The sequence below is a fragment of the Ruegeria sp. BG11 genome, assembly GCF_056538565.1.
Genome location: NZ_JBQFTH010000004.1, coordinates 316,436 through 340,031 on the forward strand (window position 1 = coordinate 316,436; position 23,596 = coordinate 340,031).

Annotated in this window: 22 protein-coding genes and 1 pseudogene; 10 read left to right on the plus strand and 13 right to left on the minus strand. The window is 59.0% G+C overall.

From position 1 onward, the window contains the following. Positions 1 to 6 precede the first annotated feature (6 nt). Positions 7 to 1,257, minus strand: a complete 1,251-nt coding sequence (locus ACR0JF_RS09105) for a sarcosine oxidase subunit beta family protein (protein WP_170658909.1) — start codon at positions 1,255 to 1,257, stop codon at positions 7 to 9. Between the two features lie 255 nt (positions 1,258 to 1,512). On the opposite strand from ACR0JF_RS09105, the gene glmS reads away from it, so the two are divergent. From glmS to ACR0JF_RS09130, 5 genes are read left to right on the plus strand one after another with little or no spacing between them, the layout of a single operon-like run. Beyond that, positions 1,513 to 2,004 (plus strand): methylaspartate mutase subunit S, encoded by a 492-nt coding sequence (gene glmS / locus ACR0JF_RS09110; protein ID WP_170658907.1) that lies wholly within the window; start codon positions 1,513 to 1,515, stop codon positions 2,002 to 2,004. Positions 2,005 to 2,021: 17 nt separating this feature from the next. Next, positions 2,022 to 3,488 carry a methylaspartate mutase subunit E gene (locus tag ACR0JF_RS09115; protein ID WP_170658905.1) on the plus strand — a complete coding sequence of 489 codons (1,467 nt, stop codon included), beginning with the start codon at positions 2,022 to 2,024 and terminating at the stop codon, positions 3,486 to 3,488. 15 nt (positions 3,489 to 3,503) lie between these two features. Continuing rightward, positions 3,504 to 4,751: a methylaspartate ammonia-lyase gene (locus tag ACR0JF_RS09120; RefSeq protein WP_170658903.1), complete on the plus strand. Its 1,248-nt coding sequence runs from the start codon at positions 3,504 to 3,506 to the stop codon at positions 4,749 to 4,751. Further along, positions 4,748 to 5,905 (plus strand): CaiB/BaiF CoA transferase family protein, encoded by a 1,158-nt coding sequence (locus ACR0JF_RS09125; RefSeq protein WP_170658901.1) that lies wholly within the window; start codon positions 4,748 to 4,750, stop codon positions 5,903 to 5,905. Before ACR0JF_RS09120 ends, ACR0JF_RS09125 begins: the two co-directional genes overlap by 4 nt. Further along, complete coding sequence (locus tag ACR0JF_RS09130; RefSeq protein WP_170658899.1) at positions 5,902 to 6,753, plus strand: HpcH/HpaI aldolase/citrate lyase family protein; 852 nt, start codon at positions 5,902 to 5,904, stop codon at positions 6,751 to 6,753. Before ACR0JF_RS09125 ends, ACR0JF_RS09130 begins: the two co-directional genes overlap by 4 nt. Here ACR0JF_RS09130 and ACR0JF_RS09135 read toward each other — a convergent pair. From ACR0JF_RS09135 to ACR0JF_RS09160, 6 genes are all read right to left on the minus strand, one after another. Next, positions 6,728 to 7,672, minus strand: coding sequence for a LysR family transcriptional regulator (locus ACR0JF_RS09135; protein WP_170658897.1), 945 nt, complete (start codon positions 7,670 to 7,672; stop codon positions 6,728 to 6,730). The two genes, ACR0JF_RS09130 and ACR0JF_RS09135, sit on opposite strands and share 26 nt — an antisense overlap. Before the next feature lie 15 nt (positions 7,673 to 7,687). Continuing rightward, positions 7,688 to 9,283, minus strand: a complete 1,596-nt coding sequence (locus tag ACR0JF_RS09140) for a FumA C-terminus/TtdB family hydratase beta subunit (protein ID WP_170658895.1) — start codon at positions 9,281 to 9,283, stop codon at positions 7,688 to 7,690. A 268-nt stretch (positions 9,284 to 9,551) separates the two neighbouring features. Beyond that, a complete protein-coding gene (locus ACR0JF_RS09145; protein WP_170658893.1) occupies positions 9,552 to 11,759 on the minus strand; it encodes a hybrid sensor histidine kinase/response regulator in 2,208 nt (735 codons plus the stop codon). A 3-nt stretch (positions 11,760 to 11,762) separates the two neighbouring features. After that, positions 11,763 to 12,932 (minus strand): FIST N-terminal domain-containing protein, encoded by a 1,170-nt coding sequence (locus ACR0JF_RS09150; RefSeq protein ID WP_170658885.1) that lies wholly within the window; start codon positions 12,930 to 12,932, stop codon positions 11,763 to 11,765. 52 nt (positions 12,933 to 12,984) lie between these two features. Next, positions 12,985 to 13,662, minus strand: coding sequence for a response regulator transcription factor (locus ACR0JF_RS09155; RefSeq protein WP_170658881.1), 678 nt, complete (start codon positions 13,660 to 13,662; stop codon positions 12,985 to 12,987). Positions 13,663 to 13,802: 140 nt separating this feature from the next. Continuing rightward, complete coding sequence (locus ACR0JF_RS09160; RefSeq protein WP_170658879.1) at positions 13,803 to 15,569, minus strand: PQQ-dependent methanol/ethanol family dehydrogenase; 1,767 nt, start codon at positions 15,567 to 15,569, stop codon at positions 13,803 to 13,805. A 176-nt stretch (positions 15,570 to 15,745) separates the two neighbouring features. Here ACR0JF_RS09160 and ACR0JF_RS09165 point away from each other — a divergent pair, with 176 nt between their 5' ends. Beyond that, positions 15,746 to 16,300: a hypothetical protein gene (locus ACR0JF_RS09165; protein WP_480669170.1), complete on the plus strand. Its 555-nt coding sequence runs from the start codon at positions 15,746 to 15,748 to the stop codon at positions 16,298 to 16,300. A gap of 85 nt (positions 16,301 to 16,385) precedes the next feature. Here ACR0JF_RS09165 and ACR0JF_RS09170 read toward each other — a convergent pair whose 3' ends face one another. The 6 genes from ACR0JF_RS09170 to ACR0JF_RS09195 all read right to left on the minus strand — a co-directional run bounded on the left by ACR0JF_RS09170 (position 16,386) and on the right by ACR0JF_RS09195 (position 21,111). Next, positions 16,386 to 16,925, minus strand: coding sequence for a sel1 repeat family protein (locus ACR0JF_RS09170; RefSeq protein WP_170658875.1), 540 nt, complete (start codon positions 16,923 to 16,925; stop codon positions 16,386 to 16,388). Positions 16,926 to 17,000: 75 nt separating this feature from the next. Then, a complete protein-coding gene (locus ACR0JF_RS09175) occupies positions 17,001 to 17,792 on the minus strand; it encodes an ABC transporter permease (RefSeq protein WP_170658873.1) in 792 nt (263 codons plus the stop codon). Then, positions 17,789 to 18,508, minus strand: coding sequence for an ABC transporter ATP-binding protein (locus ACR0JF_RS09180; RefSeq protein WP_170658870.1), 720 nt, complete (start codon positions 18,506 to 18,508; stop codon positions 17,789 to 17,791). Before ACR0JF_RS09180 ends, ACR0JF_RS09175 begins: the two co-directional genes overlap by 4 nt. Continuing rightward, entirely contained in the window at positions 18,505 to 18,954 is a 450-nt protein-coding gene (locus ACR0JF_RS09185; RefSeq protein WP_170658869.1) for a cupredoxin domain-containing protein, read from the minus strand. Before ACR0JF_RS09185 ends, ACR0JF_RS09180 begins: the two co-directional genes overlap by 4 nt. A gap of 22 nt (positions 18,955 to 18,976) precedes the next feature. After that, positions 18,977 to 19,939, minus strand: coding sequence for a YVTN family beta-propeller repeat protein (locus tag ACR0JF_RS09190; RefSeq protein WP_170658867.1), 963 nt, complete (start codon positions 19,937 to 19,939; stop codon positions 18,977 to 18,979). A 5-nt stretch (positions 19,940 to 19,944) separates the two neighbouring features. Further along, on the minus strand, positions 19,945 to 21,111 hold the full coding sequence (locus tag ACR0JF_RS09195; RefSeq protein ID WP_170658865.1) for an ABC transporter substrate-binding protein: 1,167 nt from the start codon (positions 21,109 to 21,111) through the stop codon (positions 19,945 to 19,947). Positions 21,112 to 21,267: 156 nt separating this feature from the next. On the opposite strand from ACR0JF_RS09195, the gene pedF reads away from it, so the two are divergent. The 4 genes and pseudogenes from pedF to ACR0JF_RS09215 all read left to right on the plus strand — a co-directional run. Beyond that, positions 21,268 to 21,948, plus strand: a complete 681-nt coding sequence (gene pedF / locus ACR0JF_RS09200; protein ID WP_170549083.1) for a cytochrome c-550 PedF — start codon at positions 21,268 to 21,270, stop codon at positions 21,946 to 21,948. A gap of 18 nt (positions 21,949 to 21,966) precedes the next feature. Beyond that, positions 21,967 to 22,863, plus strand: coding sequence for a transporter substrate-binding domain-containing protein (locus ACR0JF_RS09205; protein WP_170658863.1), 897 nt, complete (start codon positions 21,967 to 21,969; stop codon positions 22,861 to 22,863). Positions 22,864 to 22,932: 69 nt separating this feature from the next. Continuing rightward, positions 22,933 to 23,472 (plus strand): SRPBCC family protein, encoded by a 540-nt coding sequence (locus tag ACR0JF_RS09210; protein WP_170643214.1) that lies wholly within the window; start codon positions 22,933 to 22,935, stop codon positions 23,470 to 23,472. Positions 23,473 to 23,499: 27 nt separating this feature from the next. Beyond that, positions 23,500 to 23,596: pseudogene (locus ACR0JF_RS09215) on the plus strand ((2Fe-2S)-binding protein); the annotation flags it as partial.

Genomic DNA, 23,596 nt, shown 5'->3' on the forward strand with positions numbered 1-23,596 from the left:
TGGTCCTCAGTGCAGGTTCGGCTGGGCGCCCTGCCCTTTTTCGTCGATCATGTGACCAGTCATGAACCGGTCCAGCCGGTAGGCCGTGGCGGTTTCATGCGGACGGTCGGTTTTCAGAAGATGCGCAAAGCAATAGCCAGAGGCCGGCGTTGCCTTGAACCCGCCGTAACACCATCCGCCATTGAAATAGAGCCCGTCGATATGCGTCTTGTCGATAAACGGTGAGCCATCCATCGACATATCCATGATCCCGCCCCAACTGCGTAGCAGGCGCGCACGCCCAAGTGCCGGGATTAGCGCCATGCCACTTTCGATCACATCCTCGACCACGGGCAGGTTCCCGCGTTGGGCGTAAGTGTTGTACATGTCGATGTCGCCACCAAAGACCAGACCGCCCTTGTCGGACTGGCTGCAATAGAAGTGCCCCGCCCCATAAGTGATGACGCCGTCGATGAATGGCTTCAGACCCTCGGAGACGAAAGCCTGCAACACGTGGCTCTCGATCGGCAGGCGCATCCCTGCCTTCTCCATCACGCGGCTGGAACTGCCCGCGACAGAGACGCCAACCTTTTTGGCCCCAATAAAGCCGCGGGTGGTATCGACCCCCAGAACCTTGCCATTTTCAATGCGGAAACCCGTCACCTCGCAGTTCTGAATGATATCCACGCCGCGCATGTCCGCACCGCGCGCATATCCCCACGCCACTGCGTCGTGGCGCACCGTGCCGCCGCGACGGTGTAGCAGGCCACCTTTGATCGGGAACCGGGCGTCATTGAAATTCAGGAACGGATACATGGCCCGGACGCCTGCGGTATCCAGCAGTTCGGCATCCGATCCGTTCAGGATCATCGCATTGCCCCGCCGCCGGGCCGCATCCCGCTGTGCATCGGTGTGGACCAGGTTCAGAATACCGCGCTGGCTGACCATGGCGTTATAGTTGAAGTCCTGTTCGAGGTTTTCCCAGAGCTTAAGAGAAAACTCGTAGAACGGCTCATTCCCATCCAACAGATAGTTCGAGCGGATGATCGTCGTGTTCCGCCCAACGTTTCCGCCGCCGATCCAGCCTTTTTCCAGCACCGCGATACGCGCGGCACCAAATTCCTTGGCCAGATAGTAAGCTGTGGCCAGGCCATGGCCGCCACCGCCCACGATCACATAGTCATAAGCATCTGCAGGCTCTGGGTCGCGCCATTGCGGACCCCAGCCCTTGTGGCCGGTTACAGCCTCTTTGAAAAGTCGCAGCGCCGAGAATCGCATGTAAGCTCCTATTCGTTGCAGCTTACTTTATGCACCCAGGTTGCCCACGTTTTCAGTGTCGATTTCGGACAGAAGCTATCTCAGATGCGACAGATGCCATCAGAGTGTCGCCGTTTTGACGTTTCAAGCTCTAATAGCGGCCTGACGCACATTAGTAACTTACCCTTATCTGTTTTTTATTTTTCATCATCATTCTTTACCGTTTTGAGAATCACGGCTACGACACCCCAAAGCGCGACACAGGAGGAGCGAGACATGTTCGACGCCAGCACCACGCATAAAGTCGTTTTGGGAGTGATCGGTGCAGATTGCCACGCTGTAGGCAACAAGATCCTCGATAGCCTGCTGACACGGGCCGGGATCGAGGTCGTTAACCTCGGCGTCATGGTCAGCCAGAGCGAATTCGTCGCCGCAGCCGTTGCTCAAAAAGCTGATGCGATCCTTGTCTCATCCATCTACGGGCACGGTGAGATCGATTGCCAGGGCCTGCGCGACCGGTGCGAGGCTGCAGGGATCGGGAACATCTTGCTCTATGTCGGTGGGAACCTCGTGATTGGCAAACAGGATTTCGCGACCGTCGTCACCCGCTTCAAAGACATGGGCTATGACCGCGTCTTCCCAGCTTCAGCTAACATCGACGAGGTCGTGGCTCTGTTGAAAGACGACATCGACATGAGCCGTCTTCCAAACCTCGGCCACAACTCGGGCGCTTTCGCAACCGGGTTCGCCGATTGGGCCGCAATCTAGCAAAGGCAGATGGTGACATGACCGGCACGCCAGAAATCACGAATTCCAAGCTGCCCGATTCCGTTTTCGACTCCGAGCGTGAGGGCGTTCTGCAATCCTGGCACACCGGAGCCGATGTGGATTTTGACGCAGGTCTTGCCCGTCAGCATGCGCTGCCCTCGGAAAAGCGGTTCTCGGCGGCCTTGGCGGATGCGGATGAAACCGGCAAGACGCTGCTGCAATCCCGTGCGGGCGTTGCGCTGTTGCGCGAACACACCGCGCTGATGGAGGGGCTGGCCCCCTATTGCGACGTGCTGCCCACCACCATCGACGCCTATACCCGTCACAACCGATATGATGAGGCGCAGGATGGTATCGACCGCTCCCGCGCGGCGGGCACCTCGCTACTGAACGGATTTCCGGCGGTCAATCATGGTGTGGAAGGCTGCACACGCCTGGTCGAGGCCGTCTCAAAACCCATTCAGGTCCGGCACGGCACACCGGATGCACGCCTGCTGGCCGAAGTGACACTCAGTTCAGGTTTTTCGTCCTACGAGGGCGGCGGGATTTCGTATAACATCCCCTATGCAAAGAACATTCCGCTAGAGCAGTCGATCCGCCATTGGCAATATTGCGACCGCCTGGTGGGCCGGTTCGAAGAACACGGTATCCGCATCAACCGCGAACCGTTTGGCCCTTTGACCGGGACGCTGGTGCCGCCTTTTGTCTCGCATGTGGTTGCCATCATCGAAGGTCTGCTGGCGCTGGAACAGGGCGTGCGCTGTATCACACTGGGCTATGGTCAAGCGGGCAATCTGGTGCAAGACGTCGCTGCGCTGCGGTCGTTGCGGTGGCTGGGGCACCACTATTTCCAGAACGCAGGCTATGATGATTACCAGCTGACCACCGTGTTCCACCAATGGATGGGCGGCTTCCCTGAGGATGAGGCCAAGGCTACCGCCGTGATCTGTCTGGGTGCACTGGCCGCGAAACAGGCGCGGGCCACCAAGATCATCGTGAAAACCCCGCATGAGGCCAGCGGCATCCCCTCGCTTGAGGCGAACCAGGCCGGGCTCAAGGCGACCCGCCAGATGATCAACATGATCGCAGACCAGAACCGCAATGACGGCAACGAAATCCTGACCGAGGTTGAGGTGATCGAGGCCGAGGTTCACGCCGTCATGCGCGCCGTTCTGAAACTGGGCAAGGGCGACATCGCACGCGGAGCCGTTTTGGCCTTTGAGAGCGGCGTCATGGATATCCCCTTCGCCCCCGCCATCGGGAACGCGGGCAAACTGACACCGGTACGAGACAACCACGGCGCGCTGCGGATTTTCGAAACCGGAAATGTGCCGCTGCCCAAGGACGTCATGGCCTTCCACCGCGAGCGTATCGCGGAACGCGCCCGGTCTGAGGGGCGCGAGGTGTCCTTTGACATGGTCGTCGACGACGTCCGCGCCATCTCGGCCAGCAAACTCATCGGTCGGCCTTCGGTTTCCGCTTAACACACAGAGAGTGTCATGAAGATCAAGAAGGTTGTTTTCGCGCCGGGGCTGGCCTCGTACTATTTCGACGATCAGGCAGCGATCAAACAGGGGGCCAAGCAGGACGGGTTTGTCTATTGCGGGCAGGCCCAGACTGACGGCTTCGCCCGCGTCCGACAATTTGGGGAAAGTGTCTCGATCCTGCTTGAACTGGAAAACGGCCAGATCGCCGAGGGCGATTGCGCCGCCGTGCAATATTCCGGTGCCGCCGGGCGTGATCCGCTGTTTCTGGCCTCCTTCGTCATCCCATTCCTGCAGGAACATCTGACGCCGCAGCTGATCGGGCATGATGTGCATAGCTTCCGCGAAAGCGCGGAATTCTTCGATACGCTGGTCGTGGATGGCCAACCTCTGCACACCGCCGTACGCTATGGCCTGTCGCAGGCTTTGCTGTCTGCGGCCTCGATTGCCAAAGGCAAGATGAAATTCGAGGTGATCTGCGACGAATGGGGGCTTGAGGCCATCGCGGCCCCTCTGCGCCTGTTTGGGCAGAGCGGCGACAACCGCTATGAAGCCGTGGACAAGATGGTGTTGAAACAGGTCGATGCCCTGCCCCACGGCCTTATCAACAACATCCCTCAGAAACTGGGCCAGACGGGCGGGAAACTGGCCGAATATGTCACATGGCTGTCGCGCCGCATTCAAGCTCTGCGCACGGATGAGAGCTATCATCCGGTACTGCATATCGACGTCTACGGTACGGTGGGCATGATCTTTGACAATGACGCGGTGAAAATCGCCAACTATATGGCAACGCTGGAACAACGCGCCGCCCCATTCGATCTGTATATCGAAGGGCCTGCGGACGCCGGTTCAAAAGACGGGCAGATCACCTTGCTGCGCGACATCCGGGCGTCTCTGCAGGCGCTTGGCAGCAAAGTGAAAATCGTGGCTGACGAATGGTGCAACACCTATCAGGACGTAGTCGATTTCGTCGACGCCGATTGCTGTGACATGGTCCAGATCAAGACCCCCGATCTGGGATCGCTGCACAATACGGTCGACGCGGTCCTTTATTGTAAGGCCAACGGTGTCGCGGCGTATCAGGGCGGCACCTGCAACGAGACCGACATCTCGGCCCGCGCCTGTCTGCACGCCGCCATGGCCACCCGCCCCGACCGCGTGCTGGTCAAACCCGGCATGGGCTTTGACGAAGGCATGACCATCGTCGCCAACGAAATGCACCGCACCCTTGCGCTTTTGAACACACGAGCTGCCGCATGACCGATACCCAACTCAAACCCTATGAAGGCCTGCTGGTCGTATCTCTGGAACAGGCCGTCGCTGCCCCCCTCGCGTCGTGCCACTTTGCCCAGGGCGGCGCTCGCGTCATCAAGATCGAGCGTGACACCGGAGACTTCGCCCGCAAATACGACGGTGCGGTGAAAGGCTCGGCGTCCTATTTCGTCTGGGCTAATCACGGCAAGGAAAGCCTGTGTCTGGATATAAAACACCCCGAGGATGCCGCTCTGCTGCACCGTATTCTGGACGAGGCGGATGTGTTCATCCAGAACCTCGCCCCCGGCGCCATTGCCCGCGCCGGGTTTGGCGAGGATGTCCTGCGCAAACGGACCCCGCGCCTGATCACCTGCGATATCAGCGGATATGGCGAGGATGGACGGTACAGCGACATGAAGGCCTATGACTTTCTGGTGCAATGCGAAAGCGGGCTGGTCTCGGTCAACGGAGCGCCCGGCCATCCCGGTCGGATTGGCGTTTCGGTCTGCGATATCGGCGCCAGCATGAATGCGATCATAGGCATCCAGAAGGCACTGATCGCGCGCAGCATCAGCGGCAAGGGCAGCGCGGTGAAGCTGTCCCTGTTCGACACGGCCGCCGATTGGATGACCGTGCCTTTGATGCATACGGTTTATGCGGGTAAAGCGCCGCAGCCAGTTGGCCTGCATCACCCGTCCATCGCGCCTTATGGTGGGTTTGCCACCAAAGATGATGAGGTTCTGGCGATCTCGATCCAGAACGAACGCGAGTGGAAACGCCTCTGCGCCGATGTCATCGGGCAGCCCGAATTGGCCACCGACCCACGGTTCTGCGATGCGGCCCAGCGGGTTGCTAACCGCGCCGAACTGGATGCCATCGTGGCCGGGTTCTTTGCCCGCCACAGCCGGGCCGAGTTGGAAGGCAAGTTGTTCGCGGCAGCCATCGCTTATGGGGCTGTGAACTCGGTCAGCACCTTTGTCGAACACGCGCAGCTGCGCCGCACGCCGGTCACGCTGGAAAACGGGGATGAGGCGCATCTGGTTGCAGCCCCCGTGCGCCACAGCTTTGATCCGGAAACACCGCGCTTTGGCCGTGTGCCCGCGCTTGGCGAACATACCGATACCATTCGGTCCGAATTCGCCGAGACCGCTGCCGCATGATCCGGTCCTACCTGTTCACTCCGGCACATCGACCGGAGCTGATTGCCCGCGCGCATGAACGGGGCGCGGATGCGATCCTGCTGGACCTTGAGGACAGCGTCCCGCGCGACCGCAAACAGGCCGCGCGGGATGGGTTGGCAGAGGCGGTCTCTGTGCTGACCGCCCGTGATGTGTCGGTTGTGATACGGGTCAATGCCGATCTGGGCGAATGCGTCCGCGATCTTGAGGCTGCCATCCTGCCTAGCGTTGACGCAATCATGCTGCCCAAGGTCATCGGGGCGGATCACCTGCGTCTGGTGGCTGTCTATCTGTCGATGCTGGAGCGACAGGCCAAACTTCCCGAGGGTCATATCAAACTGATTGCCTTGATCGAAACAGCCCAAGGGCTGATGAACGCCGCGCGTATCGTGAAAGCGACCCCCCGGCTGACCGCACTTGCATTCGGGACTGAGGACTTCTCGACCGATTGCGGCCATGCGCCCTCAGTCGAGGCGTTGAAAGGCCCGGCGCAGTCTTTGATCCATGCGGCCAAAGCGGGTGGCCTGAAGGCCATCGGCCTACCGGGCAGCATTGCCGAGATCCACGATATGGACAGTTTCCGCAGCTGCGTCGACCTTGGGCGCAAAATTGGTTTTGACGCTGTCCTGTGCATCCATCCGCGTCAGGTCGAAATCGTCAACGCTTTTTTCACGCCCAGCGCCTCCGAGATCGAACAAGCAACCCGCGTGGTCGAAGCCTTTGATCGGGCCACTCAGCAGGGGCTGGGTGCCGTCATGCTGGGTGGCAAAATGATCGATCCGCCCATCGTGGCGCGGGCGCACTCTATGTTGCAATCCCGGCGTCTTTGAAGAAATCATCCATGAAGGACGGGCCTTTCTGATCCACGAAATCCCGAAAGGACCGCGCCGCCGGACGCAGCGGTTTGTTGCGCATATGCAAAACGAACCAGTCGCGATATTCAGGCATCCCTTCAACGTTCAGGATTTTCAGCTTTCCGGCCATCGCCTCCAGCGCAATCGTGTGGGCCGATATAAAGGCCAGCCCCATATTCGCCATGACCGCCTGTTTGATATTGGCATTACTGTCCATTTCCTGCGCCTTCGGCTGCGGCAGGCCAGAGTCCGAGAAAAAGAACTCATGCACCATGCGCGTGCCCGACCCCCGTTCGCGGACGATGAACTGATGGTGCGACAAGTCCGAGCGTCGGATGCGTCTGGAGCGCACCAGCGGATGATCCGGGTGGCCGATCAAAACATATGGATGTTTCGCGAATTGATGCGCCGTTGTCTCTATCCGGCGCGGCGGGCGACCCATGAGCGCAAGGTCGATCTGATCGGTATCCAGCATCTCAATCACGCTGCGCCGGTTGGCGATTTTGAACTGTAGATCGCATTCCGGGTGTTCCTGCTGAAACTGCGCTAGCAGATGTGGGCCGAAATTGCGCGCAGTGGTCACCATGGCCACCCGAACCCGGTGGTCTAGCTTGCCCTGCATGATCTGCACAATATCTACCGCCTCGGCCAGTGTTTCGGTCATGCGTTCGGCGTAGGGCACCAGGGCCGTTGCAACTTCGGTCGGGATCACCGAGCGGCCAGATTTCTCGAACAAAGGCGCGCCGAATTCCTCACTCAGCCGGCTCATCTGCATCGAAACCGCAGGTGGGGTAAGTGACAGGCGCTCAGCCGCGCGCACAAAGCTGCGCGTCTCGATCGCCACCAGAAATATCTGCAACTGGCGCAGGGTAATCTTGTCCGATGTGGGCGGCATTGCGGCTCCTGTGCGCTAGAAGGCGGGTTTGCGGGTAAAGAAGTCTCCTCCTTTGTCGTCAATAGTCACAAATGCTGGGAAATCCACGACTTTTATGCGAAAGACGGCCTCCATCCCGAAGTTGGGAAAATCCAGCGTTTCGATGTTTTTGATGACGTCCTTGCCCAGAACTGCCGCCGCCCCGCCAACCGAGCCCAGGAAGAACCCACCATGCTCCTTGCAGCTTTGTACGACCGAGGGCGCGCGATTGCCTTTGGCGATCATCACGCGGGACGCGCCCAGCGCTTGCAGTTCCGGCACATAAGGGTCCATCCGCGCGGCAGTGGTTGGCCCGAAAGAGCCTGAGGCATAGCCTTCGGGCGTCTTGGCCGGGCCCGCGTAGTAGACTGGGTGATCGCGGATGTAGTCCGGTAGCTCCTGACCCTCTCGGATCATCCGGGCCAGTTCGGCATGCACCAAATCGCGCGCGACAATCATGGTGCCGGACAGCAGAACCGGGCTTGAGACGGACAGTTTGGACAATTCAGCACAGATATCATCCATCGGCTGGTCCAGGTTGATCCGAGTTGCGGATTGCGCCGCGACATCCTGCGCGGGCAGAAACCGAGCCGGATCGTGTTCCAACTGCTCGACCCAGATCCCATCCCGGTCGATCCGCCCCTTGATCTGGCGATCCGCCGAACAGCTGACACCCATGCCAACCGGCAGGCTTCCTCCGTGGCGCGGCAGTCGAATGACGCGCACGTCATGGCAGAAATATTTTCCGCCAAACTGGGCACCCAGCGACATGTTGCGGGTCAGCTCCAGAATCTGCGCCTCAAGCTCCAGATCGCGAAAGGCACGCCCATCGGGGCTACCGGTCGTGGGTAGATCATCCAATTCCTTGGCCGAGGCTTTCTTGACCGTTTTTAGACAGTGTTCAGCCGACAGCCCCCCAATGACAATCGCCAGATGGTATGGCGGGCAAGCCGTTGTACCCAAGGTCCGTATCTTCTCATCAAAAAACACCAGTATCCGTTCGGGTTCCAGCAGTCGCCTTGTTTCCTGATACAAAAACGTCTTGTTGGCCGAGCCACCCCCTTTGGCCATAAACAGGAACTCCAGAGCATCCCCGCTGAGCGCCTCGATGTCGATCTGCGCGGGTAGGTTGGTTCCGGTGTTTTGTTCGCGAAACATGCTGAGCGGGGCCATTTGCGAGAAGCGCAGGTTGCGCGTTTCCCAGGTGTCCTTGACCCCCTGCTCGACCGCCGCATGCAGATCGCCCTGCACCAGAACGTTCTGTCCTTTCTTGCCGTGAATGATCGCCGTTCCGGTGTCCTGACAGCTCGGGAATTCTCGCTCGGCCGAGATCACCGCGTTCTTCAGCAACTCCAGCGCCACGTAGTGATCGTTGGCCGAGGCATCCGTGTCATCGAGAATCTCGCGTAGCTGGGCAAGATGGCTGGTGCGCAACAGATGCGAGACATCCGCAAAGGCGGTTGAGGTCAAATTGCTGACAGCCTCGGGCGAGACCCGCAGGAAGGTTTCATCATCGAACCGGGCGGTTTCCAGCCCTTCATTGCCGAGATGGCGATAGCAGGTCGTTCCGATTGTTTTCGTTGTCTGGGTCATGGCGCGCACCCTAGTGATATACCCAAAAACACTCAATGGCTCTTAACTTAAATACCATTTTATTCACAAAAAATTACCAAAAGAGAATCGCGCCAGAATACTCGATTTCAGCAACCGCCGTTTCACACTACGCAACGCATCACTCCCCATAATCGAACCGGCTCAGCATTCGGAGACTCAACAGCCCTTCGTTCAGCGCGGGTCGATCTTGAGCAACATCAATGCCAAGATCTAGCTGTCACGGTCCGCGAGCAGACCCGTGCAAAGATCAACGCGAAATCAAGCTGACCAATTGATGTCTAAGCTCTTTGGCGTCGATGGGTTTGTGTATCAACTCCAACCCGTTCGCCTTGCATTCTTCCGCCGTTTCAGGCGACCGGTTGGCCGAGATGATGCAGGCGGGCACATCGCTGAATTCCGTTTTGATCCGACGCACCGCTTCAGTCCCGATTCTTCCGTTATCCAACTGGTAGTCCGCGACGATCGCATCGGGTGTGATACCGATCTCACGCAGCAGGTCCACGGCCTGTTCCTCACCGCCACACTCCAGCACGTGAACGCCCCAGGACTCGAGCGTCAGCGTCAGCGCATTTCTGAGATTTGCGTCATTTTCAATCAGCAGAACGATCATATCCGCCAGTTGACCCGTTTTCCTGTCAGCAGCAGCGGGGCGGCCTTCGCTGAACTGCCCTTGGTCCTGTACCACAGGGACTTCGACGGAGAACACCGTTCCTTTTCCCAACTCGGAGCGCAGATGAATCGGGTGGTTGAGCAACCCGCAGGCGCGCTCGACAATAGCAAGACCAAGGCCCATGCCTTCGGCCGCACTCGCGTCCGATTGCACCCGCTTGAATTCCTGAAAAACCATGTCGCGCTGATCGGCGGCGATGCCAATTCCGGTATCCAGAACCTCGATCGACACGCGGGTTTTACGACGCTTCACCCCAACCAGAACCTTGCCAGTATCGGTATAGCGGATTGCGTTGGAAAGCAGGTTCTGAAGGATGCGGCGCAAGTAGCTGGCATCACTGGCTACAAGGGCGCTGGTCGGCACCACTCGCAACTCCAATCCTTTGGCATGTGCAACCGGGCGGAAAGCGTCCTCCATCTGCTTGAACATATCGCCAACCGACACGGTCGAGAGGTGGACTGTCGCGCTGCCGGAATCCAATTTCGAAATATCCAGTAGAGCCTCAAGGATATGCTCCACGCTATTGAGCGCACTTTCCGCCTTTGTGGCCACATCATGCGTTTCCGCCTGATCCAACCCGTTTTTCAGCGAAGCCACATAAAGCTTAGCGGCAGAAAGAGGTTGTAACAGATCATGACTTGCAGCGGCAACAAACCGGGACTTTGACGCATTGGCCCGTTCCGCCTCGCCCAGCGCGTCGGCCAGTTCAACGGTGCGCGCTTCAACGCGTTTTTCTAGCAATTCCTTGGCGTCCTGAAGCGCCTGCGCCGATTTTCGTTCCGCCGTCACATCGGTAAATGAAATCACATAGCCCTTGTCGGGCATTTCCTGCGCAAAGACAGACAGGATTTTCGACCGCCCCCGATGCAGCAGAAACCGCAAGGGCCGCCGAGAGGTGGCCCGCTTGGTCCAGTCGGACAAATCACCCCAGCTCATCCCCGGTTGGAAACTCATATTCGAACCGAGCCGGTCATAGAGCGTTTCAAACTGCGTGCCCATCTGGAATTGCCCGACCGGGATCGCCAGCAACTCACTGGCTCGGTTGTTCCAGCCAATCAATCGATGCTTGTTGTCGAAGATACAGACACCTTGGTCGATGTGTTCCAGCGTGGCCCGAATCAGGCGCGATTTGTCATCCAAGATGCGGTCGCGCTCCAGCCGCTCGACCCGCATGATATCGGTCACATCCGTCTGCAGGATAACCGTGCCTGCATCTTTCGTGCGATGCTCCGAGACCTGCATCCAGCGATTACCGCTCAGGCCCACATTGAACACCACATGGTCATCCGCATGACGCGTCAACCGAAGTTCGGCCCAGTCCACAGGCGCAACCCCTTCAGGCAGCAACAGAGAGCTCGATCGGCTGACAAGCTCGACATATTCGGTAAAACGCAGACCTGGTTTCAGCCGGCCCTGGATATCGGGCATGTGCAGCCCGAAGCGACTGTTGCACAGCACCAGTTTTTCATCGCGCCCAAACAGGGCAAAGCCATCCTTCACCGCCTCGATCGCGTTCGCCAAATTGGCCCGAGCAGCTTCGGTCTCCTCGTTGGCCTTGGCCAATTGCGCGTTGGATGCGTTCAGAAGGTCCAGAGCACGCTCCAGATCATCCGTGCGGGTGCGGATCTCTTGTTCCAACACGGCGGCGCGTTGGAATTGCGCATAGGCAGCACCCGAAGCATCGGTAGATTCTTCGACCCGGCGCATCAGCGCCTCGACGATCCTCAGCAGTTTTTCATTCTGGCGCTCGATCGGATCCCGCGGGTCGGTTAGATGCTCGATCATCCGCTAGTCGTCCCCGGGCGGATAGATCGCGACCCCGGTCAACGTCTGATTGACGTGGATCGAGTTGAACTGCTCCCCATAAGTCGAGAATCCGACCACATGATTGTCCGACAGAATGCGCGAGATTTCGTGCGTTTTCTGTTTCTCCTGCGCCTCGAGCCTCCGCAGGATACAGTCGCAGGCCAGGATCGTGTCGGGCTTTTGCTTTTCGTTCAGCGCCGCGATCTCTTCCTGCAGATGCACCGTCATGTCGCGCGGTTCGGCTAGGGTCAGAACCAGCCCCTCATCAATGGCCGAAAAGAACACCAGATCGCCATTACCCGCAACCTGTTGAATGGCCCGTACATGATGTTGACCTCCGATCTGGACGACGACCGGATGAGCCGCGAAGGTAAAGGGGGTCAGCTGTTCGGGGTCTTTGCCAAGGATGCGCGCATATTCCCGCGCTGCGGGTTCTGCGTTGATTTCCTGAACGATGCGGTTGGCGGGGTCGGCTTTGGTCACGACCATACGCTGCGCGGCGGGAACAAGATGATCTGTCTTGAACACCTTGATCGGGCACGAGGTTCGCACCTGCACCAAAATGGCCGCGTTCTCCAACGCCTGTGATCCATGCAGAACATAGGTATGGCCGAACTCGGTCCCGTCGCCGGCAGACCCACCGAACAGAGGCACCGGCCCCAACCCCATCGCCAGCTCGGATGTCAGCTCGTCTTCTTTGGTGGACAAGCCGTCGATCATCAAGAAGGTGAATTCGTTTTCCCAAGCGGGAAAGCTGCGCGTCATTGCGGTTCGGTTATGGATCATTTCGGCAATGATGTCTTGCGCACAGAAATCATTCAGGTCCGGCAACAGAATGGTGCGCGTTTCAAAATGTGAGCGCGGCAAGGCAAGTGCGACGATCTGATCCTCGTTATAGCCACCTTCGGCAAGCTCTCCGGCGGTGGTGCATCCGACCACCATCGTGGGCGCAAATTCCTGTTCAGCCTCGGCGATCACCGCCGCGGCATCGGCATTGGGGCTGACAAACAGAATGATCAGCGCCATGGGATCATCCCCCAACGACTTGGACAGTTCCCTGACTGCGTTATCGGCGCTGCATTCCGCAAATGCCGTCTTTACGATGCCTGGCCTGACGGACTGGGCGCTGGCCCATCCGAATGCTTGGTTCATCGCGACTCCTCCCTAAAGCCCGACGATTGCTGAGAGGTTAGAGTATCTGACCCTATTCTTGCAATACGCTGGCAAACGATGCTTTCTTGGCAATCAGAACCGCCTGAGTGCGGCTTTGAACGCCAAGTTTCCGCATGATTGCAGTGACATGCGCCTTAACCGTTGTTTCGGCAATCGACAGGTCATAGGCGATCTGCTTGTTCAACTTGCCCTCGCAGATCAGTTGCAGAATGCGGCCCTGTTGATTGGTCAGCGCGGCAAGCCGGTTAACCGCATCGCTATGTTCATCCTCTTCCTCATCTTCGATCAGAACGCAGCCATCGGGGACAAAGATCCCCCCCGCATGCACCGTCTCGAACGCGGTGCGGAACACATCGCGCTGGCTATGCTTGGGCACGTATCCCGATGCTCCTGCCTTGATCACTTGACTGATCACACGGTTGTCGGTCAACGAGGACACAACAATCACCGGCGCATCCGCCGCGGATTTCAAGCGCACCAGACCATCCAGGCCATCCACATCCGGCAGGTTCAGGTCCAGCATCACCGCATCCGGTTTCAGCCCTTTGGACACCAGCTCCATAGCGTTTTCCAAACGGTCTGCGGTGTGAATTTCGCCGATCTCGGCCACACTGCGCAGGGTCATCGACAAGGCGTCGCAGAACAGCGGGTGATCGTCGACAATCAGAACATTCTCAAAGTCGGTCTGTCTGGCGGGTTCTGCAAGCATCAAGGTCGCCTTTGCATTGAAACTCTCTTTGCTCTGAGTCTAGCAACACCGTTGGCATACGCCTACTGGCGGAAGGTCGTAGACCAAAGAAAACGCGCGCCCGGATGCCGAGCGCGCGATCTTTGAAGTCAGAACCCGCCTCAATTCGCCGAGGCCAGCTCTTTCGGCAGGCGGAAGGTCCACAAGGTACCGCCCTGGTTCAAGTAGTTGACCTTCTTGGCCACCTCACCGCCCCACAGCGGAACCGCACCGCCCCAGCCGGAGATGATCGAGACATACTGCTCGCCATCCTGTTCCCAGGTCACAGGCTGACCGACGATGCCGGAGCCAGTCTGGAACGACCACAGTTTCTCACCGGTTTCGTCATCCAGCGCGATAAACTCGCCTTCAGGTGTACCGAAGAAGACCAGACCACCAGCCGTGGTCATCACGCCCGACCACAGCGGAGCGTCGTTCTTATATTCCCACTTCCACTCACCGGTATCGGGGTCTATGGCCTTGAGCGAGCCGATGTGATCTTCGTAGTTCGGCTTGATGGTAAAGCCCGCGCCCAGATAGGCGGCACCTTTCTTGTAGGTGATCGGCTCGTTCCAGATATCCATGCCCCATTCGTTCGAAGGCACATAGAAATTGCCGGTGTTCTGCGAGAACGACATTGGCATCCAGTTCTTGCCGCCCAGGAAGGACGGCGAGGCAAAGATGACCTCTCCCTTGTTGCCATCGGCCGCAGCGGCCGGATCACCGGGACGGTTGTTTTCGACAAAGATCGGACGGCCGGTCTCATCAATTCCGTCGGCCCATGTGATATCCTTGACGAAAGGTGTCGCCGAGACGAACCCACCATCCTCACGGTTCAGAACATAGAAGTACCCGTTCCGGTCGGCAGTGGCGTAGCGCTGGTTGCCCTCGCGGTCGGTATAAGCGACCACTTCGTTCACACCGTCATAGTCCCAACCTTCACGCGGGGTGGTCTGGAAATGCCACTTGATCTCGCCGGTCTTGGGGTCGATCCCGATGCGGCTGGCGGCATAAAGGTTGTCGCCCTTGTTGCCTTCGGTGGGGGTGCCCGCATTGCGCAGCCAGCTGTTCCACGGGGCCGGATTGCCTGCGCCGAAGACCAGCGTATCGGTGTCAGCATCGTAAGAGCCGCCCAGCCAGGTCGCGCCGCCGCCGGTTTTCCACATGTCACCGGGCCAGGTCGCGTTCAGCTCACCAGTCATGGTGCTTTCTTCGCCGTTCAGCGTGCCCATGTGACCTTCGATCACGGGGCGTTCCCAAACCAGATCGCCGGTATTGACGTCCCGGGCCTGAACCGCGCCGACGATACCGAACTCACCGCCCGAGTTGCCGGTGATGACCAGGCCATCAACAATCAACGGCGCCGCCGTGTAGGAATAGCCCGCCTTGTAGTCAGCAATCTTGTCGCGCCAGACCACGTCGCCCGTGTCTTTGTTCAGCGCTACGATCCGTGCGTCCAGCGTGCCGAAAATGACCTTGTCGCCATAGATGGCAGCACCCCGGTTGACCACGTCACAGCAGGGCAGAATGCCTTCGGGAAGGCGGGCATCGTATTGCCAGACCTCTTTGCCGGTCTCCAGATCAATCGCATAGAGGCGTGAATAAGACCCGGTGATATACATCATCCCGTCATAGATCAGCGGCTGAGTTTCCTGCCCGCGCTGCTTTTCTCCACCAAGACTGAAGGCCCAGGCCGGAAGCAGGTTCTTGACGTTGTCCTTATTCAGCATGTCCAGCGGGCTGTAGCGCTGCAAATGCCGCCCCATACCATTGGTCACAACCTGAGTGGTGATCGTTTGGTCATTGGCCAGATCGTCTTCGGTAACTTCTGCATAGGCTGCGCCGGTTGCGACAATGCTCGCAGCGGCGGCCATGATAAACCGGTTCATCGGTATCCTCCCTAGACTTATGTCTTTCCTCCACGCCGAATCTCCGACGCGTCGGGATTGTTGGCGAGAGTAATATTCGCAGGCAGGCACCGGTGTTGGAATTGCACATTGGTCGTAGGGCGCTATCACCCGATTTCAACTAGGTTGAGCCATCTTTTTTGATGCGCGAGGCGATGATGCGGCGGCTTTTCACTTGGTTTATCCCTGCGGTTTTGATCTACGCGCAGCCCGCGCTGGCCGATCCGCTGTCCGGGCAAAAGACCATTTCTCTGGTCGACGGAGAAGGCAACAAGCTGTTGATCGGAAACGTGACTTTCGAACCCAAGGGCGACGCCACAGCCTATCAAATCGACCTGAGCGCGGGCCCCTTTGCAGACCATTTCCTGTCCATGCGCCCGTTTCGCTGTCTTGAGGGGGCGGACAAACACTGGTGCCATGTCCCCTACCCTTATGCTCTGCGGCGCGATGTCTCGGACGATGATCTGACCGATCTGGAATACGACCTGCTGTTTATCCACAAGGGCGCCACCGAATACGGCATTGATATGTGGAACGGGGTCTACTACCGCCTGCAGCGCGATGGCGACCGCCTGATCGGACAGTTGCATGAAATGGACATGGGCATCTTATCGGCCCCACCCGAAGACGGAGATCTGAGGCCCGTATCTGAGGCAGACATCCACGAGGCCGATCCCGACAGTCACTGGCTACCGCAGGTCGTGATCGACTGATCAGAGGTTGGTTGCGATTTGGGCAACCTTGCACCATCGGGCGTCCGCGCCTTTTCCAGTGTTCGGCTACTCCAGCGCACCCAGCTCAGAATAGTGGCGCGTATTTCCACTCATCTGCGTCCGGCGTGACCTCGTTCGGATCATAGCCAGACTCTTGCAGACGTTTGGCGATCTTCAGGCCGTCGCTTGCGGCTTCATCCACATAGGCGCGGCCTAGCTCGGGGTCTTGCACCACCCCGTGGCCGCGCAGCAGGTTCAGACCATAGTTGAACTTGCCCACCGGGTCGCCCAAATCAGCGGCGCGTTTGTCCCAAGCGGCGGCGGCATCGGGATCATATTCTCCGCCCAGCCCGTTATTGTCCAACTGCCCCATCCATGCCATCGCGCCGGTATACCCGGCATTGGCGCAGCTTTCGAACAGCTTGCGCGCCATCTCGTGACGGCCGGATTTGGTGATGTAGTAGCCGGTCGCACAGGTCGTCATATCGGTGATGCCATTCTCAATATTGCTCATGACGCGGCCAAAGCCCGTGTCCTGCGGGTTGAGCGTGCCGAACTCATCCTCGACCGTCTGGGCCGAGGCCGCTGTGCCCAGAAACAGCAATGCAATTGCGATACGGATCATGAAAGAACCCTCCGTTTGAAGGGCATCCTAGCGCATCGGGGGGCGCATTTCACCTCTGCCATGGTCGTAGACGGCCTAGCGACCGGGGCGTTTTGTCCCGCGGGCCGGATCATAGCCCCACAGCGCGAGGCCTAGGAAGGCCAGTCCGGCGACGATGGTCCAGCCAAGGGCCGGGCCGTTGAACTGACCATAGAGCGCAAACCGGATCAGCTCGACCGCGTGGGTAAAAGGGTTGAGCGCGCAGATATCACGCAACAGGGCCGAGCTTTCGGCCATCTTCCAAAGCGGGTAGAGCGCCGAGGACAGGAAAAACATCGGGAAGATGACAAAATTCATCACCCCCGCAAAATTCTCAAGCTGTTTGATGGCCGAGGACAGCGCCAGACCCAATGCGCCGAGCATAAGCCCGGCAATGATCAGTGCGGGAAAGACGCACAGATATCCGTACCACGGCATATCGATGCCGTAGATCGCGGCAACCGCCAGAAAGGTATAGACCTGCAGGATCGAGATTGTGGTGCTGGCCAGCAGGCGGCAGAACAACAGCCACCATCGCGGCAGAGGGCTGGTCAGCAGCAACCGCATCGACCCCATCTCGCGGTCATAAACAAGGCTGAGGGAGCTTTGCATGCCGTTGAACAGCATGATCATGCCGCAGAGGCCCGGAACGATGTAGATCTCATAGGTGATATAGGTCTGATAGGGCGGCGTGATCGACAGGCCCAGGGCCGCGCGGAACCCGGCTGCGAAGACGATCAGCCAGACCAGCGGGCGCACCAAAGCGGCGATGAACCGGCTGCGTTGGCGGACAAAGCGCAGCGCCTCGCGGATCAGGATCGCGCGCAGGGCGATCAGCGCGCCCGTCATGCGGAGGCTCCGGTCATAGACAGAAACACCTGTTGCAGGGGTTGGTCGCAGGTGATGTCCCGGCAGGTGCCTTGTTTCAGCATCTTGCCCTGGTGAAGGATGGCAAGCTGATCGTCGGGGGTGATCTCATCGGTCAGATGGGTGGCCCATAACACGGTCAACCCATCCTGCGCCGACAGATCATGCACATGTTGGGTGATGGCGCTGCGGGCTGCTGCGTCCAGCCCCACTGTCGGTTCGTCCAGCAACAGGACCGAGGGCGCATGGATCAGGCAACGCGCGATCTCCAGCCGTCTGCGGTGGCCGCCATTCAGATCGCGGGTGCGTTCGCTTGCGCGTTCGGCCATATCCAGACGTTCCAAAGCGGCGGCGATGCGGCTCTCGGCTGTACGCCCTGACAGGCCATGCAAGGCAGCGAAATAGCTGAGGTTGCGATGAACAGTGAGGTCCAGATCCAGCGTCGGCTGCTGAAACACCACCCCGATCTGCGCCAAGGCCTGACGGGGTTGTTTCGAGATATCGAACCCCGCCACCTCAATCACCCCCTGAGGGGTGGTGAACAGGCGGGTCAGCAGGGAAAACAGCGTCGATTTCCCTGCGCCATTGGGCCCCAGCAACGCGCAAAACGCGCCCTGCGGGACGTGAAAGCTCACGTCATCAAGGGCGCGTTTGTCGCCATAGGCGTAGCTGACATTGCGGACCGAAAGCCCTGTCACTTAATGGTAATCTCCAGCCGCTGCGTTTCGCCGGTGCTGCCCGGCACTTTCAGATAGTAGCTGCCCGGTTTGATCGCGACAAAGCCTATTTCCATCTCGCCCGCCTCGTCAAACTCAACGGAATCGACGCCCAGAGGCCGGATTTCCAGCCCTTCGACCACGATCTCGTCCACCCAGATCGCGCGGAAGAACTCTGGCCCGACCAGAGCCAGTTCCTGACTGCCATCGCCTTGGATTTCGAACTCATAATAGGTGCCGGATTTCAGCTCCCACGGGGCCTCGGCCAAGGGGACACCGGCGGAGAGAATGATCGGAGGCAGGTCTTCCTTGTTCTTGGCCGACAGTATTCCGGCCAGACCAAAGCCGTCGTCATCATCATCGTCGGCCAAAGCCGCAGCGGGCAAAGTCATAGCCAACATCGCGGCCACGCATATCAGTCGCTTCATCACTTAAGTCTCCTCAATCTTGTCAGTTGATCGGACGGAAGGCCGCGCCCCAGGGGAAACGCCCAACCTTGATCGTCTTGATCGGTTCGCGCTTGGCCACATCAATCACGGTCACATCGCCAGACACGCCATTGGTGGTAAACAGCAGCGACTTGTCGGCGTTGAAATCCATGTGCCAGACGCGGCGACCCACGAGGATGTAGTCTTCAACCTCATAGGTTTCAGCATTAACTGCCGCTACATGGTTCGAAGGCCCCAGCGCGACAAAGGCGGTCTCATCGCCGTTGGACAGCTCAAATCCCACGGGCTGCACCCGGTCGGGGTGGACGCCTTCGACCTCAAACTCGATCTTGGCCTTTTCGGTCTGGGTTTCCACGTCGAACACGGTGATGGTGCCGCCGATTTCTGAGCTGACCCACAGCTCGGTCCCGTCCTTCAGGAACTCGGCATGGCGCGGGCGGGAATCGACCAGAGTATTGGCGAACAGCTCTTGTGTCTCGGTGTCGATCCAATGGGCCATATTGGTGGTTTCGGACGTGGTGATGGCAATCTTGCCATCGGGCGACACGGCCATCCCTTCGGGTTCGATCCCCACGTCGATCTGCGCAATCACCGTGCGCGATTCCGTATCCACCACCGTGGTGATCGCGTCATCCTCGTTGGCGATGTAGAGATGCTTGTCATTTGGGTGCAGCACAAACTGTTCGGGGTCCTCGCCCGAGGGCAGGTCATGGAGAATCTCGCCCGTTTCGGGGTCCATTACCTGAACCGAGTCACTGTCGGACGCGCAGATATAGAGAACCGAGTAGTCCTTGGAGAACGTAATCCCGCGCGGGCGTTCTCCGGTCTCGATCGTACGGATCACCTCAAGCGTTTCGATGTCGATCACGCTGAGCGTGTCGTCCTTTTCATTGCTGATCCAGATCTCATCCGCAGTGGCCGGAGCGCTAAGCGCGGTCGCTGCCAGAAGTGCTGCTAGTCTCATCGCTACTACTCCTTAAATGCCTGACACTGACTTTCGGCTTCATCAATGCCAAGCGTGTCCAGTTCAGTGCGTTGATGCAGAAACCCCTCAAGCGGAGCCATCGCCACTACGGCGCGATCCGTGACCAGAGGGATGGGCTGCCGCAACTGGCCGTTCCAGGCCCGGAAATTCATCGCGCGGCCTTTGAAACCAGCCAGTTCGAAATCATCCGACAGGATATAGTCGCGCAGAACCGCCGGATCGTCGGATTGAGTACGCGTCACCGCCTCGCCCAGGACCCGATAGGCCGCCCATGCGGCGTAGTCCTTGGGGCGCATCGCCCGCCCTGCCTGATCGGCAAAACGGTTCTGCATCTGCACAGCGCCCCATTGTTCAACCACGCGCGACCAAGTGACGGGCTGCAACCCCTCGGACCCGGCAACGGGGCGCGGTTCCCACGTGTTGAAGGGGATATAGCGGCCGAAATCGTCCAGCTCATCAGCGACAAGCAGCACGTCATAGTCGCCGAAATCCTGCGTAAACAGTGGCACTTCTTGCGCTGCGTTGCGCCGCAAGTCGGCATCGAACACCCATGTCTTTTCTGCTTGCAACTCCAACCGGAACTTTTGCAGCGACCGTTTCAGCGCCTCGGCAAAGGCCTGATCCCCCGGATGCTCGCCAGCGATCAGGACGATATCTTCCCACCGGCGTTTGACCAGGAACTGCGCCAGAGCGTCGGTGCGCATCACGTCCGATGGCAAGGTGTGCAACAGGTTGGCACGGCACTCGGACTCGCGCAGCGACAGATCAGGAGCCGAGGCGTTAAACAGCACCGCACCCGCTGCTTCGGGCAGATTGGCGACCTCAAGCTGCGCTTGCGCAGGCGCGTCCAGAATGACGAAGGGACTATTGGCCAAAGCCTGCCGCGCGGCTTGGGCCCAGTCCCCGCCCTCGGGCACCGTGGTCACTGTCAGATCGTATTTGTGCCCCAGAAACTTGGCTGTTGTCAGGTTATCAGCCAGACCTAGCTCGGCGCCCGCCATGCCCAGGTCTTCAGGAATCGGATCAAGGTTGGACAGCACCGGAGGACGCTCAACTTCTTGCTGCAGGTAAGTCACTGAAATCGCAACCTCGGCCTGCGCAGCGCCAGATGCCAGCGCCAAGGCTGCAAGAACAAAAGAAAACCTGAACATTCTGCGCCTCCTCCCCGGCCCTAAAAGTAAAAGCCGGTCGAAAATGGGAAAGCCATTCGACCTTAGTCGCAGATTTTGCCCATCTGCAACCAAGGTCGAATGTCGCGATGTATTTGCCTGCGCTATGACCGGGGAAAGCTTCAATAGGAGGATGAGATGCGTCTTGGTTTTTACAGCGCGGCGCTTGCGGCAACGGTGACAGCGGGAATGGCGCTGGCACATGGAGATGTCGCGCCCCAGCCAGTAAATACGGATGCCCTTCCCGACGTGAGCGAGGAATGGCTGATCGAAAACCCCTATCGCGATCAGGGCGAAGAGGTCTGGCAGGCTGCAATCGAAATCGGCGATTCCGGCTACAACCAGAACTGCGCGCGCTGCCACGGACTGGGCGTCGTATCGGGCGGACTGGCCCCCGACCTGCGCTACCTCGAGGCCGAAGAATACGGCGATGAGTGGTATATCGAACGCTTCCGCGAGGGCTATACCCAGAACGGTATCACCAAGATGCCCGCCTTTGGTGATTTGTTGGGCCAAAAGGCCGCCTGGGCCATTCGCACCTATATCGAGACCCGCCCTGACGACGGCGCGTTGGATGATCATTCGGACCGGTTGAAGGAAATCCGCGACGAGCTGGCTGCCATGGCCGAGGGCGCGGATGGGGACACAGCCGCCCTGCAATCCGAACTGACCGAGATCGCGGGTACAATCGAAACCGGCTCAGGCGCGCCTGTGGCCGACTCGGTGGCCCTGCGCGCTGCGGTGCTGATCTCGGGCGAGGCCCCGGATTTCGCACAAGCGGCGGAACAGCTGACTATCGGATTGTCTGCCGCGCAATAGAACGGCAGACTGGGGTACATGATCGGACGCCATTTCATTCTCTCCCTGTTGGTCGCCACCCTGTCCGCCGGGTCGGCTCTGGCCAGGTGTGAAGACCATGTGCCCCAACCCAAACCCCAGAATGCCAGCCGTGATATCGTGGGCGCGGATCTCGATACCATTGTCGAGCGCGGCTATATCGAATTCGCTGCCTACGAAGACTTTGCGCCCTGGTCCTTTGAAGAGGATGGCAAGATACAGGGCGTGGACATCGAAATCGGCAAGCTGATCGCACAGGATCTGGGGGTCGAGCCTCGGTTCAATCTGGTCGCAGCGGGAGAAAACCTAGAGGCCGATCTGCGAAACTGGATTTGGAAGGGCCCGCTGATCAACGGGCGCGTGGCCAATGTCATGCTGCACATTCCCTATGACAGCGAATTTGCTTGCCGAGTCGAACAGGTGGTTTTCACCGGTCAGTATCATGACGAGGAAATCGCAATCGCCTTTCGCCGCGATGCCTATCCCGAAGACCCTCCGGTTCCGGCGTATTTCCGTTTTGACACCGTCGCGGTTGAAAACGATTCAATTGCCGATTTCTACCTATCGTCTTTTCCCGGTGGGCAACTGTCTCAGAATGTCAGCCGGTTCCCAACCGCAGATCAGGCGATGGAGGCTTTGGCCGCGGGTGAAACGATGGCCGCAATGGGCCCCCGCGCCCAGCTAGAGGCCGGACTGACCCCGGATCTGGATATCCACTCCCCTCCGCTGCCCGGCTTTGCTGTCAGCACCTGGACCAGCGGCGTGGCCGTGCATTTTGCCTATCGCGGCCTGAGCTATGCGGTCGATGACGCGATCTATGCCGCGCTTCAGGATGGCCGCATCGCCAAAATCTTCGAGGATTACGGGCTGACGCATACCCCTCCCGAACTTCGCTGACTACGCCCAAGGTCGCATATGCTTTGCGGCCCCGACGCCCTAGGTTGGAAAAAACTCTGGAGGAGTGACATGGAGTTACATGACAGCCGCACAATAGCCGCGCCACGGTCCGAGGTTTGGAATGCCCTGCTGTCGGCAGATGTTCTGCGCGAATGCGTCCCTGGCTGCCAGGAGATGAACGGAACCGCCGAGGACGGGTTCGACGCCACCGTGGTGCAGAAAGTCGGCCCCGTCAAAGCCACTTTCAAAGGGAAAGTGACCCTGTCCGACATGATTTCCGGCGAAAGCCTGAAATTGTCGGGCGAAGGCAAGGGTGGCGCTGCCGGTTTTGCCAAGGGCGCAGCAGATGTCACGCTGTCTGACGTTCCCGAAGGCACCTTGCTGACCTACAACGTGGATGCGCGCGTGGGCGGTAAGCTGGCCCAACTGGGTGGTCGCGTCGTGGACGGGTTCGCCAAGAAAATGGCGGACCAGTTCTTTCAGAATTTCCAAAGCGCGGTAGAGGTCGAGCCAGAGGCCCCCGCTAGCGAAGCGGCAGCTGAACCCGAACAACAGACGGAAGAGGCAACCGAAAAGAAAGGCTGGCTCAAGCGCGTTTTGGGCGGTTGAGCTACGGATTTAAGGGAGGAAAATGTGATGAAGATATCGCTGACTGTGAATGGCATGTCTGTGAGCGGTGATGTTGAGGGTCGGACGTTATTGTCTGGTTTTTTGCGGGATCATTTGTCTTTGA

What these genes read in the sequence shown, in the direction of transcription:
- pedF (WP_170549083.1), top strand. Translation starts at nt 21,268, where the DNA reads ATGCGTCTTGGTTTTTACAGCGCGGCGCTTGCGGCAACGGTGACAGCG.
- ACR0JF_RS09195 (WP_170658865.1), bottom strand. Translation starts at nt 21,111, where the DNA reads ATGTTCAGGTTTTCTTTTGTTCTTGCAGCCTTGGCGCTGGCATCTGGC.
- ACR0JF_RS09190 (WP_170658867.1), bottom strand. Translation starts at nt 19,939, where the DNA reads ATGAGACTAGCAGCACTTCTGGCAGCGACCGCGCTTAGCGCTCCGGCC.
- ACR0JF_RS09125 (WP_170658901.1), top strand. Translation starts at nt 4,748, where the DNA reads ATGACCGATACCCAACTCAAACCCTATGAAGGCCTGCTGGTCGTATCT.
- ACR0JF_RS09155 (WP_170658881.1), bottom strand. Translation starts at nt 13,662, where the DNA reads ATGCTTGCAGAACCCGCCAGACAGACCGACTTTGAGAATGTTCTGATT.
- ACR0JF_RS09165 (WP_480669170.1), top strand. Translation starts at nt 15,746, where the DNA reads ATGCGGCGGCTTTTCACTTGGTTTATCCCTGCGGTTTTGATCTACGCG.
- ACR0JF_RS09160 (WP_170658879.1), bottom strand. Translation starts at nt 15,569, where the DNA reads ATGAACCGGTTTATCATGGCCGCCGCTGCGAGCATTGTCGCAACCGGC.
- ACR0JF_RS09135 (WP_170658897.1), bottom strand. Translation starts at nt 7,672, where the DNA reads ATGCCGCCCACATCGGACAAGATTACCCTGCGCCAGTTGCAGATATTT.
- ACR0JF_RS09185 (WP_170658869.1), bottom strand. Translation starts at nt 18,954, where the DNA reads ATGAAGCGACTGATATGCGTGGCCGCGATGTTGGCTATGACTTTGCCC.
- ACR0JF_RS09175 (WP_170658873.1), bottom strand. Translation starts at nt 17,792, where the DNA reads ATGACGGGCGCGCTGATCGCCCTGCGCGCGATCCTGATCCGCGAGGCG.
- ACR0JF_RS09170 (WP_170658875.1), bottom strand. Translation starts at nt 16,925, where the DNA reads ATGATCCGTATCGCAATTGCATTGCTGTTTCTGGGCACAGCGGCCTCG.
- ACR0JF_RS09130 (WP_170658899.1), top strand. Translation starts at nt 5,902, where the DNA reads ATGATCCGGTCCTACCTGTTCACTCCGGCACATCGACCGGAGCTGATT.
- ACR0JF_RS09150 (WP_170658885.1), bottom strand. Translation starts at nt 12,932, where the DNA reads ATGAACCAAGCATTCGGATGGGCCAGCGCCCAGTCCGTCAGGCCAGGC.
- ACR0JF_RS09115 (WP_170658905.1), top strand. Translation starts at nt 2,022, where the DNA reads ATGACCGGCACGCCAGAAATCACGAATTCCAAGCTGCCCGATTCCGTT.
- ACR0JF_RS09210 (WP_170643214.1), top strand. Translation starts at nt 22,933, where the DNA reads ATGGAGTTACATGACAGCCGCACAATAGCCGCGCCACGGTCCGAGGTT.
- ACR0JF_RS09140 (WP_170658895.1), bottom strand. Translation starts at nt 9,283, where the DNA reads ATGACCCAGACAACGAAAACAATCGGAACGACCTGCTATCGCCATCTC.
- ACR0JF_RS09105 (WP_170658909.1), bottom strand. Translation starts at nt 1,257, where the DNA reads ATGCGATTCTCGGCGCTGCGACTTTTCAAAGAGGCTGTAACCGGCCAC.
- ACR0JF_RS09145 (WP_170658893.1), bottom strand. Translation starts at nt 11,759, where the DNA reads ATGATCGAGCATCTAACCGACCCGCGGGATCCGATCGAGCGCCAGAAT.
- glmS (WP_170658907.1), top strand. Translation starts at nt 1,513, where the DNA reads ATGTTCGACGCCAGCACCACGCATAAAGTCGTTTTGGGAGTGATCGGT.
- ACR0JF_RS09120 (WP_170658903.1), top strand. Translation starts at nt 3,504, where the DNA reads ATGAAGATCAAGAAGGTTGTTTTCGCGCCGGGGCTGGCCTCGTACTAT.
- ACR0JF_RS09205 (WP_170658863.1), top strand. Translation starts at nt 21,967, where the DNA reads ATGATCGGACGCCATTTCATTCTCTCCCTGTTGGTCGCCACCCTGTCC.